General features: G+C 66.2%; 22 protein-coding genes. 10 read left to right on the forward strand and 12 right to left on the reverse strand.

Annotated elements, in window-relative coordinates; all coding sequences use genetic code 11:
- Nucleotides 1–52: 52 nt before the first annotated feature.
- From tmk to EOD43_RS22620, 6 genes are all read right to left on the reverse strand, one after another.
- Nucleotides 53–700, reverse strand: a complete 648-nt coding sequence (gene tmk, locus EOD43_RS22595; RefSeq protein WP_127746693.1) for a dTMP kinase — start codon at nt 698–700, stop codon at nt 53–55.
- A gap of 77 nt (nt 701–777) precedes the next feature.
- A complete protein-coding gene (locus EOD43_RS22600) occupies nt 778–1,155 on the reverse strand; it encodes a hypothetical protein (RefSeq protein WP_127746694.1) in 378 nt (125 codons plus the stop codon).
- 84 nt (nt 1,156–1,239) lie between these two features.
- Nucleotides 1,240–1,536 carry a type II toxin-antitoxin system RelE/ParE family toxin gene (locus EOD43_RS22605; RefSeq protein ID WP_127746695.1) on the reverse strand — a complete coding sequence of 99 codons (297 nt, stop codon included), beginning with the start codon at nt 1,534–1,536 and terminating at the stop codon, nt 1,240–1,242.
- A complete protein-coding gene (locus tag EOD43_RS22610) occupies nt 1,533–1,790 on the reverse strand; it encodes a type II toxin-antitoxin system ParD family antitoxin (protein ID WP_127746696.1) in 258 nt (85 codons plus the stop codon). Before EOD43_RS22610 ends, EOD43_RS22605 begins: the two co-directional genes overlap by 4 nt.
- A 32-nt stretch (nt 1,791–1,822) precedes the next feature.
- Entirely contained in the window at nt 1,823–2,929 is a 1,107-nt protein-coding gene (gene aroB / locus EOD43_RS22615; RefSeq protein WP_127746697.1) for a 3-dehydroquinate synthase, read from the reverse strand.
- On the reverse strand, nt 2,926–3,486 hold the full coding sequence (locus tag EOD43_RS22620) for a shikimate kinase (RefSeq protein ID WP_127746698.1): 561 nt from the start codon (nt 3,484–3,486) through the stop codon (nt 2,926–2,928). Before EOD43_RS22620 ends, aroB begins: the two co-directional genes overlap by 4 nt.
- 62 nt (nt 3,487–3,548) lie before the next feature.
- On the opposite strand from EOD43_RS22620, the gene EOD43_RS23860 reads away from it, so the two are divergent.
- From EOD43_RS23860 to EOD43_RS22655, 8 genes are all read left to right on the forward strand, one after another.
- Nucleotides 3,549–3,686, forward strand: a complete 138-nt coding sequence (locus tag EOD43_RS23860) for a hypothetical protein (protein ID WP_164857407.1) — start codon at nt 3,549–3,551, stop codon at nt 3,684–3,686.
- A gap of 4 nt (nt 3,687–3,690) precedes the next feature.
- Nucleotides 3,691–5,487: a hypothetical protein gene (locus tag EOD43_RS22625; protein WP_127746699.1), complete on the forward strand. Its 1,797-nt coding sequence runs from the start codon at nt 3,691–3,693 to the stop codon at nt 5,485–5,487.
- The gene (locus tag EOD43_RS22630) at nt 5,484–6,368 is read left to right on the forward strand and encodes a tyrosine-type recombinase/integrase (protein WP_127746700.1); all 885 of its coding nucleotides are present in this window, start codon (nt 5,484–5,486) and stop codon (nt 6,366–6,368) included. Before EOD43_RS22625 ends, EOD43_RS22630 begins: the two co-directional genes overlap by 4 nt.
- A complete protein-coding gene (locus EOD43_RS22635) occupies nt 6,365–6,685 on the forward strand; it encodes a ribbon-helix-helix domain-containing protein (protein WP_420822471.1) in 321 nt (106 codons plus the stop codon). Before EOD43_RS22630 ends, EOD43_RS22635 begins: the two co-directional genes overlap by 4 nt.
- A complete protein-coding gene (locus EOD43_RS22640; RefSeq protein ID WP_127746702.1) occupies nt 6,682–6,990 on the forward strand; it encodes a type II toxin-antitoxin system RelE/ParE family toxin in 309 nt (102 codons plus the stop codon). The genes EOD43_RS22635 and EOD43_RS22640 overlap by 4 nt, the downstream gene beginning before the upstream one ends.
- A gap of 78 nt (nt 6,991–7,068) precedes the next feature.
- On the forward strand, nt 7,069–7,332 hold the full coding sequence (locus tag EOD43_RS22645; RefSeq protein WP_206363628.1) for a PepSY domain-containing protein: 264 nt from the start codon (nt 7,069–7,071) through the stop codon (nt 7,330–7,332).
- Between the two features lie 186 nt (nt 7,333–7,518).
- Nucleotides 7,519–8,460: an acetyl-CoA carboxylase carboxyltransferase subunit alpha gene (locus tag EOD43_RS22650; RefSeq protein WP_127746703.1), complete on the forward strand. Its 942-nt coding sequence runs from the start codon at nt 7,519–7,521 to the stop codon at nt 8,458–8,460.
- A 162-nt stretch (nt 8,461–8,622) separates the two neighbouring features.
- Nucleotides 8,623–10,050, forward strand: coding sequence for a M48 family metalloprotease (locus EOD43_RS22655; RefSeq protein ID WP_127746704.1), 1,428 nt, complete (start codon nt 8,623–8,625; stop codon nt 10,048–10,050).
- On the opposite strand, the gene EOD43_RS22660 is transcribed toward EOD43_RS22655, so the two are convergent.
- The 5 genes from EOD43_RS22660 to EOD43_RS22680 form a co-directional block, all read right to left on the reverse strand.
- Nucleotides 10,047–10,712: an HPP family protein gene (locus EOD43_RS22660; RefSeq protein ID WP_127746705.1), complete on the reverse strand. Its 666-nt coding sequence runs from the start codon at nt 10,710–10,712 to the stop codon at nt 10,047–10,049. The genes EOD43_RS22655 and EOD43_RS22660 overlap by 4 nt on opposite strands.
- A 63-nt stretch (nt 10,713–10,775) precedes the next feature.
- Nucleotides 10,776–11,675 carry a sigma-70 family RNA polymerase sigma factor gene (locus EOD43_RS22665; RefSeq protein ID WP_420822474.1) on the reverse strand — a complete coding sequence of 300 codons (900 nt, stop codon included), beginning with the start codon at nt 11,673–11,675 and terminating at the stop codon, nt 10,776–10,778.
- On the reverse strand, nt 11,653–12,126 hold the full coding sequence (locus tag EOD43_RS22670; RefSeq protein WP_127746707.1) for a carboxymuconolactone decarboxylase family protein: 474 nt from the start codon (nt 12,124–12,126) through the stop codon (nt 11,653–11,655). Before EOD43_RS22670 ends, EOD43_RS22665 begins: the two co-directional genes overlap by 23 nt.
- Before the next feature lie 366 nt (nt 12,127–12,492).
- Complete coding sequence (locus tag EOD43_RS22675) at nt 12,493–12,660, reverse strand: Flp family type IVb pilin (RefSeq protein ID WP_127746708.1); 168 nt, start codon at nt 12,658–12,660, stop codon at nt 12,493–12,495.
- Nucleotides 12,661–12,783: 123 nt separating this feature from the next.
- The gene (locus tag EOD43_RS22680) at nt 12,784–12,963 is read right to left on the reverse strand and encodes a Flp family type IVb pilin (RefSeq protein ID WP_240653476.1); all 180 of its coding nucleotides are present in this window, start codon (nt 12,961–12,963) and stop codon (nt 12,784–12,786) included.
- Between the two features lie 96 nt (nt 12,964–13,059).
- Between EOD43_RS22680 and EOD43_RS22685 the strand changes: the two genes are divergently transcribed.
- Together EOD43_RS22685 and EOD43_RS22690 are read left to right on the forward strand one after the other, a co-directional pair.
- Entirely contained in the window at nt 13,060–13,452 is a 393-nt protein-coding gene (locus EOD43_RS22685) for a (deoxy)nucleoside triphosphate pyrophosphohydrolase (protein ID WP_127746710.1), read from the forward strand.
- Nucleotides 13,449–14,075 carry a LysE family translocator gene (locus EOD43_RS22690; protein WP_127746711.1) on the forward strand — a complete coding sequence of 209 codons (627 nt, stop codon included), beginning with the start codon at nt 13,449–13,451 and terminating at the stop codon, nt 14,073–14,075. The genes EOD43_RS22685 and EOD43_RS22690 overlap by 4 nt, the downstream gene beginning before the upstream one ends.
- Before the next feature lie 18 nt (nt 14,076–14,093).
- On the opposite strand, the gene EOD43_RS22695 is transcribed toward EOD43_RS22690, so the two are convergent.
- Nucleotides 14,094–16,016: a PAS domain-containing hybrid sensor histidine kinase/response regulator gene (locus tag EOD43_RS22695; protein ID WP_127746712.1), complete on the reverse strand. Its 1,923-nt coding sequence runs from the start codon at nt 16,014–16,016 to the stop codon at nt 14,094–14,096.
- Nucleotides 16,017–16,033 lie beyond the last annotated feature (17 nt).

Consider the following 16,033-nt stretch of genomic DNA (forward strand, 5'->3'; position numbering starts at 1 on the left):
GACCCTTTCCCATAAATTTGCAATAACTTGCCGAAATTTCGATGCGAGGCGGCTAGGCGATCGCGCCGGTCGTTCCCGCCAAAGCCGAGGCGACGCGTGCGCGCACATCATCCGGCGTGCCCGAAGCATCGACGACGATGTGCCGCGCGGGATCGCGTGTCGCCTGATCGAGGAAGGACTGACGGATACGGCGGTGGAAAGCGAGGTCGAGCGTTTCGAAGCGCCCCTCGTCGATCGCCGATGCGGACAGCCGATTGCGGCTGCGCGCCAGCCCGATTTCGGGATCGAGATCGAGGATGATCGTCAGGTCGGGCCAGACATCGCCGACAACGTCGCGATGCAGCCCACGGATCAGATCCTCCGCCATGCCGCGCCCCGCGCCCTGATAGGCGATGGTTGATCCGACATAGCGATCGGAGACGACTGCCGCCCCGCGCGCGAGCGCGGGCGTGATGACGCGCCGGACATGTTCAACGCGCGCCGCCGTCATCAACAGCAGTTCGGAATGCGGATCCCAGGCATCGTCCTGCCCCGACAGGATCAGCGCGCGGATCGCCTCGCCCTGCGGCGTACCGCCCGGCTCACGCGTCGCGATCACTTCCTGCCCGCGGCCGCGCAGCAGATCGACCAGATAGCCGACCATGCCGCTCTTGCCGCAGCCGTCGACCCCTTCGATCGCATAGAAACCCGCACGGTTCATGACGATCGCACTGTCATGAAACCGCCTGGGCCTCAAAGGGATTTTCGGCGGGCCTTCGCCCTATCGATGCCCGCGCCTCAATCCTTCTGGGTCGGTGTCGGCGGGGTGAAGGAGCCGGCCGGCATGAAGCGGGTCCGCTCGGCCGCCGGGGTCGGCGGGGGCGGCGGCGCTTCGGCGGCCTTCACCACGTCCGGATTGACCAGCTTCTGCGTCGCGCGGCCGGGCTTGTAGCCGGCGTCGGTGAGCCGCTTGTAGTAGAGGCCATTGTACAGGAACGGCCACACCAGCAGCCAGGTAAGCCCGCCGGTGACGATATCCGTCGCCAGCATGATCCCGCCCCAGAAGATATCGCCGCGCATGAAGGCCGGGATCGGCCCGAACAGCAAAGTCGTCCACGAATAGCCCGCAGGCGCTTCCTTCGTATCGCCCGTTTCGATGTTGGTCAGCGTTGCCATGATCCCATCCCCTGTTCTGCCTGAACCTGCGCCAACGCGACTTACCCGACAAGCGATTCGCACAAAGTGATGGCAGTCACATGATCAGTCGGGGAACAGGATCGCTTCGTAATCCCGCGCGCCATGCAAAACGCGAAGGATCGTTACAGCGTCTGCAGCGACCCGATAGAAGATCAGATAATTTCCGTGCACACGCCGACGGATACCAGACGATTCATAGCGCGCGATTAGCGGATAGGCCGACGGGAAATCGATCAGGGCATTACACGTGGCGTAGATGTCGGTGATGAACCTGTCGGCGCGGTCGAGATCATCACGCCCGATGAAATCGCCGATATCGCGAAGATCATCCAGCGCCGCAGCGGTTAGCTGGACGATCACCGCCGTTCGCGGGCCATCGTTTGATATCTTTTCCGGAGGTCGGCGAAGGCTTCCTCCGCATCGACGACGCGGCCGGCGTCAGCATCGGCGATGCCACGCGCCAGCGCAGCATCAAGCGATGCCAGCCGCGCCTCGCGATCCTGGATCAGGCGGACGCCCTCCCGCAACACCTCGCTCTTGCTATTGTAGCGGCCCGTCGCGACGAGGTCGGCGACGAAGGCTTCGAGGGTCTTGCCGAGGTCTGCGCTGATCATGGGCGCAGTTTATCAACTATTATCAACAGCCGCTAGAGCGCGCGTTCCGAATCGAGGAAGCGTTCGACGGCGCCGAGATCGACCTGCTTGTCGAGGAAGGTCTGGCCGATGCCGCGTGCGAGGAGGAAGGGAAGGCGCCCGCCCTCCATCTTCTTGTCATGGAGCATATGCGCGACGAGGGCGGCGCCGGTCGTGTCGACATGCGCCTCGCGCAAGGTTGCGGGAAGTTGCGCGGCGCGCAGATGGGCGGTGACGCGATCGGCGTCGGCGGCGGGGCACAGGCCGAGGCTGGCCGAAAAGCGGAAGGCGAGCGCCATGCCCGCCGCAACCGCTTCGCCATGCAACAGCACATCCGAAAATCCGGTTTCGGCCTCCAGCGCGTGGCCGAAGGTGTGGCCGAGGTTGAGGAGCGCACGGGTGCCGCTGGTCTCGCGCTCATCCTCACCCACGATGCGCGCCTTGGCGGCGACGCTGGTGGCGATCGCATGTTCGCGCGCCTGCGCCTCGCCATCAAGCAGAGCGGGGCCGTTCACCTCGCACCAGTCGAAGAAGGCGGGATCGTCGATCAGGCCATATTTGACGACCTCGGCATAGCCCGCGCCCACTTCGCGGCGACCGAGCGTGTCGAGCGTGGTCGGATCGATCAGGACGTGGACCGGCTGATAGAAGGCGCCGATCAGGTTCTTGCCCGCCTTGGTGTTGATCGCGGTCTTGCCGCCGACCGAACTGTCGACCTGCGCGAGCAGGGTCGTGGGCACCTGCACGAAGTTGCAGCCGCGCTTGAGCATCGAGGCGGCGAAGCCGACCAGATCGCCGATCACGCCGCCGCCCAGTGCGATCACGGTGTCCGATCGTTCGACACCCTCTTCGAGCAGGCGATCGGTGACGCGGGCAAGGTTAGCCCAGCTCTTGGTCGATTCGCCCGCGGGCAGGATTTCGATCGCGTGCGCGATCCCGGTGGCGTCGAGCGATGCCGACAGGCGGGGCCATTGATCGCGCGCCACATTTTCATCGGTCACGACCACGAAGCGCCCGCGCTTCGCAAACGGCTTCAGCAATTCGCCCGCGCGATCGAGCGCGCCCGCCTCGACATGCACGTCGTAGCTGCGCTCACCGAGCGCCACCCGAACGTCGGTCATGCCGCGAGCGCCTTCAGGATGCTTTCGACGGTCGCTTCGTGCGGCAAAGGCTGGCTGCGGACGTGGATCGGCGCCATCGAGTAGAAGGGATTACGGATCGCCGCCAACTCGGCCAGCGCCTCGCGCGGATCGCGATTTTTCAGGAGCGGGCGGCTGCCGTCGCGGCGCTTCACCCGATCGACCAGCACATCGAGATCGGCGTCGAGCCAGATCGCGGTCGCGCGTTCGAGGATCAGGGTGCGCGTCTCTTCCTGCATGAAGGCGCCGCCGCCGGTCGCGATCACCTTGGGCCGCCCATCGATCAGCCGCGCGATCACGCGCCGCTCGCCATCGCGGAACTCCTTCTCGCCGAACCGCTCGAAGATTTCGGGGATGGAGAGGCCCGCCGCGCGCTCGATCTCATGATCGGCATCGACGAAGGGAAGGTGCAGCCGCGCTGCCAGCCTTTTGCCCACCGTCGACTTGCCCGTGCCCATGAGCCCGATCAGCACCAGCGGCCGATCGAAGGTCAAAGACGGGGTGCTGTTATGCGGCATGTCGTCGAGGGCTATACACATGGGGGTCCCCTCGGGCAAAAGCGCGATCGTTGCAAGCATCGCCCCGTTTCCGAGGTATTCCAATGTCCCGTGCCGCCGTCATCGCCCTGGTCGTCGTCCTGCTGATCGTCGCGGGTCTGCTCGCGCTCGGCTTCAAGCATGAGGATCGCCCGCTGACGACTGTCGAAAAGCCGATGCTGAACGAGACCGGAGCGCAATAAGGCGATGCGCAAATATTGGTTGGCGGGCGGCGGGGCGCTCGCCCTCGCGGCCGGGATCGCCAGCCTTGCGCCCGTCTTTGCCCAAGGCGCACCCGAATCGCTGCTGCCGCCCGGTTTCGGCGAGGCGCCCGCCCCGCGCCCGGCGCCGGCGACGCCCGCCCCTGCCCCCGGTCAACCCGCTCCTGCCGCCCCGGCACCCGCCGGGCCGACGCCCACGCTCGCGCTCGATCCGGCGCTGTTCGCGCCCGCGCCGATGCCGGTTGCCGAGGCGCTGGAACTGCCGCCCAGCGCGCGTCGCCCGGTCGATCGCGTCGGGCTGGTCGCCGGGTTCGGGCCGACGACCTTCGGCACCGCGAGCGGCAAATACCTGGCGGGCATCATGCGCCGGCTCGATATGCCGCTGGCCTCGCGCTGGGCATCGATCACGGTGCGACGCGCGCTGATCTCGCGGGTCGAAACCCCCGCCGGGATCGCGCCGGCCGACTGGATCGCCGAGCGCGCCTGGCTGCTGCTGCGCATGGGCGAGGCCGATGGCGCGCGCATGCTCGTCCAGGCGGTCGACGTCGATCGTTACAATGCCAAGATGTATGCGGTGGCGGCGCAGACGGCGCTCGCGACCTCCGATCCCGCCGGCCTGTGCCCGCTGGCCGATGGCGGCGCGCTGCGTTCGAAGGAGACGATCTGGCCGATGGCGCGCGCGATCTGCGCAGGGCTTTCGGGCGACGGCGCGATCGCCGACGTGCTGATGGATCAGGCGCGTCGTAAGACCAGCGATCCGCGCGGGATCGACGTCCAGCTGGCCGAAAAGGTGCTGGGCGTAAACGGATCGGGCGCGCGTTCGGTCAACATCGAATGGACCGGCGTGAACCAGCTGACCAGCTGGCGCTTCGGCATGGCGAGCGCGCTGGGCGTGACCGTGCCTGCCGATCTGATGGCGACGGTCGGCCCGCAGGTCGCCGCGTGGCAGGCGCGCAGCCCGATGCTGCCCGCCGCCGACCGTATCGACGCGGCGCTGATCGCCGCACGTCTGGGCGTCTTTTCGAACGCGGCCCTGGTCGATCTCTACGGCCAGCTGGCGGACGATGGCGAGGAACTGACCGCCGACAGCAAGGGCGGGCGCCTGCGCGCTTGCTATGTCGGCGACGATGACGGCGCGCGCGTCGCCGCGATGCGCTGGTTCTGGAAGGGCGAGGGCAAGGAAGAAGGCGCAGCGCACGATCGCTTCCCGCAGCTGATCCTCACCGCGCGGGCTGCCGCCGGCGTCACGCCGAACAGCGATTTTGCGGGCGACGTCACCGATCTGGTCGGATCGATGATGACCGCAGGGCTCGATCGTCGCGCCGCGCGCTGGGCGCCGGTGATCGCGGGCATGTCCGACGAAAAGGCCGATGCCGCCTGGGCGATCCTGGCGGTGGGCGCGCCCGAGCCTGTGGTCGATACCCGCGTCCCCCGCGTCGATGCCTTTGCGGGCCGCGTCGAGGCGACCGATCCGCATAAGGCCAAGATGCTGATCGCGGCGCTGGCGGGTCTCGGTCGGCTGGGCGGCGAGGACGCGCCCAAGCTCTATTCGGATCACGGCGTGACGTTCGACCTCACGTCCAACTGGGCGCAGTTGATCCGCCGCGCGGCCTTCGATCGCCAGCCGGGCACGGTCGCCCTGCTCGTCGCGATGGGGATGCAGCGGATGGAATGGCGGTCGGTCTCGCCCGCTCTGTTCTACACGATGCTCCGCTCGCTGCGCGAAGTCGGCCTCGACGGCGAGGCGCGCATGATCGCCGCGGAGGCGATGACGCGGCTATGAGCGATACCGACGCCATTCGTCGGTTCCTCGAAATGCTGGCGGTGGAAGCCGGCGCTGCGAAGAATACGGTGCTGGCTTACGGCACCGACCTGCGCGGAGCATCCGAATTTCTGGACGGCGGGCTGAGCCGCGCGGATGAGGCGGCGATCCGGCGGCTTGCGAGCGAGTGGATGCCGCTCACCAACTCCTCGGTCGCGCGCAAGGCATCGGTGCTGCGGCGTTTCTTCGCCTTTCTGCAGAATGAGGGCGATCGGCCCGACGATCCATCCGACGCCCTGCCCCGCCCCGCGACCCGCCGGCCATTGCCGAAGACGCTGGGGCATGACGATATCGCCAAGCTGTTCGCGGCGCTGGAGGAACGGCGCGAGGAGCGGCACGCCGATCCGCTGACCCTGCGGCTGATCGCTCTGCTCGAACTACTCTACGGATCCGGCCTGCGCGCGACCGAACTGGTGTCGCTGCCGCGTCAGGCGCTGCGCGGGGATCAGCCCTTCCTGATCCTGCGCGGCAAGGGCGGGCGCGAGCGGCTCGTCCCGATATCCGATCGCGCGCGCGCCGCCGTCGCGGAATGGCGGGTGCATGTGCCGACCGACCAGCCTTTCCTGTTCCCGTCCGGCCACAGCCATCTGAGCCGCGTCCGCCTGTTCCAGCTTGTCCGCGAGCTCGCCGCCGACGCCGGCATCCCGCCCCAACGCATCAGCCCCCACGTCCTGCGCCACGCCTTCGCGACCCACCTGCTCGAAGGCGGGGCGGACCTGCGCGCGCTCCAGACGATGCTGGGCCATGCCGACATCGCAACGACCGAGATCTACACCCATGTCGACAGCAGCCGACTGGTCGAACTGGTCAATGCGCGCCATCCGTTGATGGATCGCGATTGATTTTGGGGCTGATTGAAGCCGTCCACAAAATCCCTTATCTTGTGGACATGAATAAGCCGATGACCCTCAACGTCCGCATCAGCGGCGCGCTCAGCGAATTCGTCGCTGCGAATGTCGGTGAGGACCGCGCCTATGAGAGCATCTCGGACTATATCGAGGATGTTATCCGCCGCGACAAAGAGCGGGTTGAGCGCGAAGGATTTGAACGGTTGAAGGCTGAACTGCAGGCCGCCTTTGCGCAATCCGACGATGATGGGCGGATTGTCACACTTGAAGACGTGATCACCCGCAATCGGGCGCGGTTTGAAGCTGAGTGACAGGATATCGACTGTCGGCGGTTGCCGACCAACAGGTCGATGAGATTTACGCTTATTCGCGTGAGCAATGGGGAGCCACGCAGGCGCTCAATTACCTAAGCGGGCTGTTTGACTGTTTTACAGCCATCGGGCGCGGCGATCATATTTCACGCTCCATTCCCGCCGAATATGCCGTCGCGGGCTTCTACGCCCGCTATCGCAATCATCACATATATTGGCGGCGTCGAACGGACGGATCGGCGTACATTCTGGCCATCCTTCACCAGAGCATGCATCAATCCGCACGTCTCAAAGACGACCTTTAACCTCCGCGCCGTTGCGCGGAACCGCCCTGCTTATCCGAACATTCTGATGCCCATCGAACCGAGAAGGAGTGTCGTTCGATGGTGCGTATGCTTATTCCCGCCGCCCTGATCGCGGCGGCCGTCGCCAGCCCTGCCCTCGCCGATCGCGGACCGAGCAGGGAGGAAGCCGCGGCGATCGCGGCGAAGCTGACCGAGGCGGGGTTCAAAAGCTGGAACAAGGTCGAGTTCGACGAGGACGGCCCCATCTGGAAGGTCGACGATGCCCGTACGATCGAGGGCAAGACCTATGACCTGCAACTCGACCCCACACATTATGGAATCGTCAAGAAGGATGGGGATTAAGTGTTTTTGATCCAGCGCACGCTGGATAGCTGCGCCGGCCCGCTCCCCCACCCGACCTCCCACAAGATACTACCGCTGGGAGGTCGGGTGGGGGAGCGGGCTGGCGCAGCGACGTTCGGCGCATGCCGAACCAAAAACGCCCCGCGTTTCGTTGACGCCGCGCGCCCGGCGTCCTAACCGGGCGCGATGGCAGTCTATCTGGAATTCGAGAAGCCGATCGCGGAGCTGCAGGCGAAGATCGCCGAGCTGCGCGACACCGCCGATGCCGGCGACATCGATATCGACGCGGAAATCGCGAAGCTTGAGGCGAAATCCGACAAGCTGTTGCGCGATACCTACGCGAAGCTGAGCCCGTGGCAGAAGACGCAGGTGGCGCGGCATCCCGAACGCCCGCACTTCAAACATTATGTCGCAGGCTTCGTTACCGATTTCATGCCGCTGGCCGGCGACCGTGCCTTTGCCGACGATCAGGCGATCCTGGGCGGTTTCGGCCGGATCGGCGGACGTCGCGTGATGGTGATCGGCCATGAAAAAGGCGACGACACCGCATCGCGCATCCGCCACAATTTCGGCATGGCGAAGCCCGAGGGCTATCGCAAGGCGATCCGCCTGATGCAGCTGGCCGATCGCTTCGGCCTGCCGGTCGTCAGCCTGGTCGACACCTCCGGCGCCTTCCCCGGCATCCAGGCCGAGGAGCGCGGACAGGCGGAGGCCATCGCGCGTTCGACCGAACAATGCCTGGCGCTGGGCGTGCCGATGATCGCGGCGGTGGTCGGCGAAGGCGGATCGGGCGGCGCGATCGCGATTGCGGCCGCGAACCGCGTGCTGATGTTCGAACATGCCGTCTATTCGGTGATCTCCCCCGAAGGCTGCGCGTCGATCCTGTGGCGCACCGGCGACAAGGCCCCCGACGCGGCCGAGGCGATGAAGGTGACGGCGGCGGACCTGAAGGGCCTGGGCGTGGTCGATCGTGTCGTGCCCGAGCCGGTGGGCGGCGCGCATCGCGATCCGGCGGCGGCGATCGAGGCGCTGGGCAAGGCGATCGACGAGGAACTGGCCAGTTTCAAGAACCAGTCGGCCAAATCGATCCGCGCCAGCCGGCAGGACAAGTTCCTCAAGATCGGCTGACCTTCTAAAATCCTCCCCGACACGGGGAGGTGGCGCCGAAGGCGACGGAGGGGGCGCGAGGCTGGACGGATCGCTTGTGGCGAACCCCCTCCACCATGCTACGCATGGTCCCCCTCCCCGTACCGGGGAGGAACTCAACGCTTCTCGGATCATTTCGCCGCCATGAAGAAACTGATCCTCGCCCTGTCCATCGCCACGACGGCGCTCGTCGCAACCCCGTTGGTCGCCCAGTCGATTTCGGCGAGCGACAAGAAGATCGGGGCGCAGGCCAATCCCGAACTCGTCGCCCAATTTGGCGGCGCGATGAAGGGGCCGGCGGCCGATTATGTCGCGCGCGTCGGCAAGCGGATCGCGGTGCAATCGGGCCTGTCGAACTCCGAACGCGACTTTACCGTCACCCTGCTCGATTCGCCGGTGGAGAATGCCTTCGCGATCCCCGGCGGCTATGTGTACGTGACGCGCGGCCTGCTGGCGCTGATGAACGACGAGGCCGAACTGGCATCGGTTATGGGGCATGAGGTGGGCCATGTCGCCGCCCGCCACGCCGCGAGCCGCCAGCGCACGTCGACGATCACCTCCGTCCTCGCCGGGCTGGCCGGTGCGATGGCGGGCAATTCGGGGCTGGGCAGCCTGATCGGGCGCGGCGCGGGCGTCGGCGCCGATCTGGTCAACAAGGGGTTTTCGCGCAGCCAGGAATATCAGGCGGACGATCTGGGCGTCCGTTACCTCGCCAGCGGCGGATATGATCCCACCGCCGCCGCCGACATGCTGGCGCAGCTCGACGCGACCAAGACGCTGACCGCCAAGACGACCGGCAAGGACAGCAGCATCCCAACCTGGGCGAGCACCCACCCCAATTCGGGCGACCGCGTCACCCGCGCCGAGGGCAAGGCGCGCGAGACGGGCAAGCAGGGCGGCGAACGCAACCGCGCCGCCTTCCTCGCCGCGATCGACGGCCTCGTTTACGGCGAGGATCCGGCCAAAGGCTATATGGAGGGCCGCGTCTTCAAGCTGCCGACCGAGCGGCTGAGCTTCGCGGTGCCGTTCAACTTCACCGTTAACAATGGCGATACGGCGGTGACGATGGCGGGATCGAACGGACAGGCCATCTTCGCGGGCGGCAAGATCGAAGGGACGCTGGCGGCCCATGTCGATCGCGTATTCCGGGGATTGTCACAGAACGGCGTCCAGCACGGGCAGGTGAACAGCAGCAAGATCGGCGATCTGCCGATGGCCTACAGCTTCGGCCAGGCGAACAGCAATGCGGGCGTCCTCGACGTCGGCGTGTTCGCCTATGACTTCGGCGGCGGCAAGGCGTTCCATTTCATCACTCTCACCCGATCCGGCGCGGGGATCGGCCCGTTCGAACCGCTGATCAACAGCATGAAGCGGATGAGCGAGGAGGAAGCGCGCACCACCAAGCCGATGCGCGTCAAGGTGGTCACCGTAAAGGCAGGCGACACCGCCCAAAGCCTATCGAAGCAGATGGCCCAAGGCGACTATCAGCTCGATCGCTTCCTGACGATCAACGGCATCGGCGCGGACGCACCGCTGCGCGCGGGCGACAAGGTGAAGCTGATCGTTCGTTAAGGACGGCGGCGTTCGTTCGCGTGATGCTCGGCGCGCGTGAGGAGCGCGTCGAGATCGGCGCGGGCGATGTCGAAGCTGTCGGGCATATCGGCCAGCGCGCGATCGATGTCGGTGAGGTGGAGACCCAGTGGTTCAGGGACCGGCGGCAGCGGGCGGTGCGGATAGCTGTGGCCCGACCAGCGGTGGAAGGCGATGGCCAGCGCCGCCAGCGCGATCGAGTTGATCCCGACCGGCACGAAGGCGAAGCCCCATCCCGCCGCATGGATCGCCGGCCCGCCGATCACCGCCGTCAGCGCGGCCGCGCCGCCCGGCGGATGCAGGCAGCGCAGCAGCGACATCACGAGGATCGCCGCGCCCACCGCGACACCCGCGGCGACCGCCGGTTCGGGCACCAGCTTGAACGCGGCGATCCCGATCAAGGTCGACACGATATTGCCGCCCACCACCGACCAGGGCTGCGCCAGCGGACTGGCGGGCACCGCGAAGGCGAGCACCGCAGACGCACCGATGGGGGCGACGATCAGCGGCAGATCGGCCATCGCGAAGGGATAATAAGCGCAGACCAGCATCGTCAGCGTGATACCCAGCAACGCGCCCACGCTGGCGATGGCGCGATCGCCCAACGTGGCGCCGGCGATCAGGGGGCGGAACCAGGATGTCATGTCCGTTCGATTGGCGCAGGCCGTCGCCCCTCGCCAGCGACCATTTCGGCCTGCCCCTAAAGATCAGATATCAGGCGAATAGCCGACCGCCTGCGCGACATGGCCCAGCTTGTCGGGATTGCGCATGATGTAGATCGCGGCGACCCGCCCGTCGCGAATGTCGAGTGCGGTCGTCTGGAATATGCCGCCGCGATCGCGGGTGACGTAGCCGGGCAGCCCGTCGATTGTGACCCATTCGAGGATTTCGGGCCGTTCGTCCGACTTGCGGCGCAGTGCGACGAACAGGCGCAGCACCTTCGCGATGCCGAAGATGACGTTGCGGAAGGCGATGACCTTACCGCCGCCATCCGACGTCAGCGTCACATCATTCGCCAGCAGCGAAGCGAGCGCGGCGGTGTCGCCATCGCGCGAGGCGATGAAGAAGGCGCGGGCGATGCGATCGGCATCGGCGCGCTCGACCTTGTAGCGGGGCCGCGCTTCCTCGACATGGCGGCGCGCGCGGACGGCCAACTGGCGTACGGCGGCAGGATCGCGATCGAGCGTCGTCGCCACCTCGCCCAATTCCATGTCGAACACGTCGTGGAGCAGGAAGGCCGCGCGTTCGAGCGGGGAGAGACGCTCGAGCGCGAGCATCAATGTCAGGGTGATATCATCGGCCATGATCTCGGCCTCCATATCCGTCGTCTCGACGAGGGGATCGGGCAGCCAGGCGCCATAATAGGTCTCCCGCCGCGCCCGTGCGCTATCCGCGCGATCGAGGCACAGGCGGGTGACGATGCGGGTCAGATAGGCGGCGGGGCTCTCCACCGCCTCCTCGACCCGCGCCCAGCGGATCCAGGCATCCTGCACCACATCCTCGGCCTCGGCGAGCGATCCGGTCATGCGGTAGCCGAGGCGCAGCAGCCGGGGCCGCTGCGCCTCGAACGCCGCGAGATGACCGTCAGGCCGCGACACGCGCGCGATCTTCGGCCGACACGGGATGCGCGGCGCGGAAGCCGACCTGAACCCGGTTCCATGTGTTGATCGCGCCGATCGCGAAGGTCAGCTGGACCTGTTCGGCCTCGCTGAACTCGAACGCGAAATCCTCGTAATCCGCGTCGGGCGCGTGGGTTTCCGACAGGCGGGTCAGCGCCTCTGCCCAGCCCAGCGCCGCGCGTTCACGCGGGGTGTAGAGCGAGGATTCGCGCCAGGCATCGAGCATGTAGAGGCGCATCTCGCTCTGCCCGTCCTTGCGCAGCAGGCCGGTGTGCATGTGGATGCAGAAGGCGCAGTGATTGATCTGCGACACGCGCAGCCGCACGAGTTCGAGCAGCACCGGATCGAGGCCGGTGGCGGCAAAGCTGTTTTCCAGCGCCATCATCGCCTTGACCTGTTCGGGGGCGAGAGCGATCGGATTTGCGATACGGGGCTTCATGGTCGTCTCCTTCACCAGCGTGCACCATGCGCGCTCGAAGACAAGACGGGACGGCGTGCGGCCGTGTGACATGGGTGCGGATTTTTCCGAAAAACTTGTCCTCCCCCGCCAGGGAGCGCGAGGTTGAACATGCTCCCAGCATGTTCAAGGATCATCCGGGGGATGATCCGACCTCGCACTGTGTCAGCGCAGCTGACGGAGGGGGAGGATGCGATGATCCAGAGTTGGTCGTCGCCCTCCCCCTCCGTCGCCTCCGGCGCCACCTCCCCCTGGCGGGGGAGGATAAAAGCGCTCCAAAACGAAAAGGGCGGCGAACCCGAAGGTTCGCCGCCCGATCCGTTAGCCGTATCCGGTTTCAAGAACCGATTACGAAGCCTTCATGTTGTTGGCGACGTTGTTGAACGTCTTCTGCAGCTGGTTGCCCAGGCTGGTCATCGCAGTGATCGCGGCAACCGCGATGAGGGCGGCGATCAGACCATATTCGATCGCAGTCGCACCCTTGTTGTTCTTAAGCAGCTTCGCAACGAACTTCATAACTCTAACTCCCGCTTGGACACTTACGGGTCCGGCCCGGATGGCCCGCCTACGGCCAACGATTGCGATCTAGCGGGAGATTCCCTTTGAAAGCGTTAACAGCAGGGACAGTATCGCCGTTTATCAGATCACCGATGCGACTTTGGTCGCAAGGCCGTTCCACGTCGCGCCGACCTGGCTGCCCAGCGTGGTGACGCCCACGACGAGCGCCAGAACCACCAGCGCGAGGATCAGGCCATATTCGACGGCCGTCGCGCCATCTTCCGATCGAAGCAGACGGCGGATAAGAGGCGAACGAGACAAGAGCGATCTTTCGACTAAGGGATAAGATTGCATTTTCCTTACGATGTTCTGTTTAAGGAAGAGATAAGGGGCGTGGCGGTTTTGAACCAAAATCCAATGCTTATGGTCACGGCGGTGGCGTTGATCGACGCCGACGGGCGCGTGCTGGTGCAGCAGCGCCCCGAAGGAAAGCCGATGGCGGGCCTCTGGGAGTTCCCCGGCGGCAAGATCGAGCCGGGCGAAACGCCCGAGGCCGCATTGATCCGCGAATTGCGCGAGGAACTTGGGATCGAGACGCAGACATCGTGCCTCGCCCCCGCCGCCTTCGCCAGCGAAGCGCTGGGCGAGCGGCATCTGCTGTTGCTGCTCTACATCTGCCGCAAGTGGCGCGGGATTCCGCAGGCCGTCGAAGCGCAGGCGCTCAAATGGGTGCGCCCGGTGGACCTTCACAACCTGCCGATGCCGCCGGCGGACAAGCCGCTGATCGGCCTGCTGGATGCGTTGATATGAGTTTTGGCCATTGGTGGGTCTTCGTCTGCGCGACCTTCCTCGTCTCGGCGATGCCGGGGCCGAACATGCTCCACATCATGACGCGCGCGATGCGCCATGGCGTCGCCCGCGCGACCTTTGCGATGGCGGGGTGCATGCTGGCGCTGCTGACATTGTTCGGCCTGTCGGCGGCGGGGATGAGCGCGCTGCTCTCCGCGCTGCCCGAGTTGCTGGGGATCATCAAGGTGGGCGGCGCGGCCTATCTGATCTGGGTCGGGATCAAGGCGTGGCGCGATAAGGGCGCGCCGGTGGATGTAGGTAGCGGCACGATCGATCCGCACGCGAGCGCCGGCCAGCTATTCCGCGGCGGCTACCTGATCAGCATCGCCAACCCCAAGGCGCTGATCTTCTGCGCGGCCTTCTTCCCGCAGTTCATCGACGCAAGCCTGCCCAAGGCACCCCAATTCGCGATCCTGCTGGCGACCTTCGCGGTGATCGAGACCGGATGGTATTTCACCTATGCGCTGGGCGGCCGATCGCTGAGCGGGCTGCTGCGCGAGATGCGCTGGCAACGCCGCTTCAACCGCGTGACCGGCGCGCTGTTCGTGGGGTTCGGCGTGTCGCTGCTGGCGTGGCGGCGATAGCCCCCACGCCTCGCGAAATCAGCCCTGCCGCAGATTGGGCTGCGGGATGACCGGGAATTGCGGCTCGACCACATTGTCGACCGCGCGTTCGAGCGGGGTCGGCAGGCCGCCCAGTTCGCTGCGGAAGAACAAGGCGAGCGTCGCCGCCTGGGTTTCCAGTTCCTCGATCAAGGCCGGCGGCAGCGCGTGGCGCGCACATTGCCGCGCGATCGAACCGAGCAGCTGCGACAGCCCGAACTGACCGAAATTGTCGAGCAAAGCGCGCAGCGATTCCGCTTCGGTCGCCGCAACCTCCCACGCGCGGGCGCGCACGGCGGCGGCGATGCGCTTGGGCCGATCGCTGACGTCGAACATCAGCATGCGGATCAGGGTCGCGGCGTCCTGCTCGCCTGCTTCCTCGACCAGCCAGCTGAGCCGTTCGCGGTGGAAATGATCAGCGGGCGCTGCCTTTACCGGCTCGGCGCTGCGGCGCATCTTGTCGATCATCTCGATCAACTGGCGCGACACGATCGGCTTGGGCAGGAAGCTGTCCACGCCCGCTTCGAAATAGAGCCGGCGGCGTTCGGGCATCGCATCGGCCGAAATCGCGACGATCGTGGTTTCGGCCGCGGGCGGATCGAGCGCGCGGATCGCGCGGGTCGCGCCGATGCCGTCGAGTTCGGGCATCTGCATGTCCATCAGGACCAGATCGAAACGCTGCGTCGTCATCGCCGACAAAGCTTTGCGCCCATCCTCGACCGCGACGACATCATGGCCGTGGCGGACGAGCAGCGCCTTCATCAGGCGGCGGTTGATCGGATTATCCTCGGCCAGCAGAACGCGCAGCGGCCGGGCCTCGTCATCGCCCTCATCGGCCACCTTGGGCGCGCCGACCTGCGTGGCGAAGGGCAGTTCGACCGAGAAGATGCTCCCCTGCCCCGCCTCGCTCGACACCGCGATCGATCCGCCCATCGCCTCGGCCAGTTGCTGGCTGATCGACAGGCCCAGGCCCGCCCCGCCCTGCAGCCGGTTGCGCGCGGCATCGACCTGTTCGAAGCGAGAGAAGATACGGCCCAGCGCCTCTTCGCCGATGCCGATGCCGCTATCCTGCACCGTCACCATCCAATAATCGGATTCGGGCGTGCGGCGCGAAATCGATGCGGTGATCGAAATCTTGCCTTGATCGGTGAACTTGATCGCGTTCGACAGCAGGTTGGACAGGATCTGCTGCACGCGCGCCGGATCGCCGCGCACGATCGCCGCATCGCCCTCGATACCGTTGGCTTCCAGCGTCAGCCCCTTGGCGCTGGCGCTGCCCTGATAGAGATCGGCGGTGTTGCGGACGAGAACCTTGAGATCGAACTCGCGCGATTCGAGGACGATGCGGCCCACGTCGATCCGCGACTGATCGACCAGATCGTCGACCACTGTCATCAGCGTGCAGGCCGATTGGGCGAGGCTTTCGAACAGGCGCAGCCGCTGCTGTTCGGGCGGATCCTCGCGCAGCAGGTCGATCGTACCGATCACGCCCTGCATCGGGGTGCGGATCTCCTCGCTCATCACGGTCAGGAAATCGCCGCGCGCACGTTCGGCGGCGCGGGCCTGATCGCGCGCGACGATCAAGGCACGCTCACGTTCAACCTCTTCGGTCGAATCGTGGATGATGCCGAACATCGCATCGGCGCCGTCCATCCGGCAGCTGACCGTCATATAGATGGTCGGGCCGTCGGGGCGCATCCAGCGCAGGCGGAAATCGTTGAGTTCGCCGGTTTCGCGCGCCTCGGCCATCACGGCCGACAGGCGCTCACGATCATCCGGATGGACGCGTTCGGTAAAATAGCCGGTGGTCAGGCGCGCACCGCGTTCCAACCCGCAGATTTCGCTCATCTGCGGCGAGACGATGATCGTGCCTTCGGCGAGATTCGCGCGCCAGTGCCCGAAACCCGCCAGGGTCTCGGCCATCAGAAGCAGGCGATTGG

This window comes from Sphingomonas crocodyli (genome assembly GCF_004005865.1).
Classification (GTDB): domain Bacteria; phylum Pseudomonadota; class Alphaproteobacteria; order Sphingomonadales; family Sphingomonadaceae; genus Rhizorhabdus; species Rhizorhabdus crocodyli.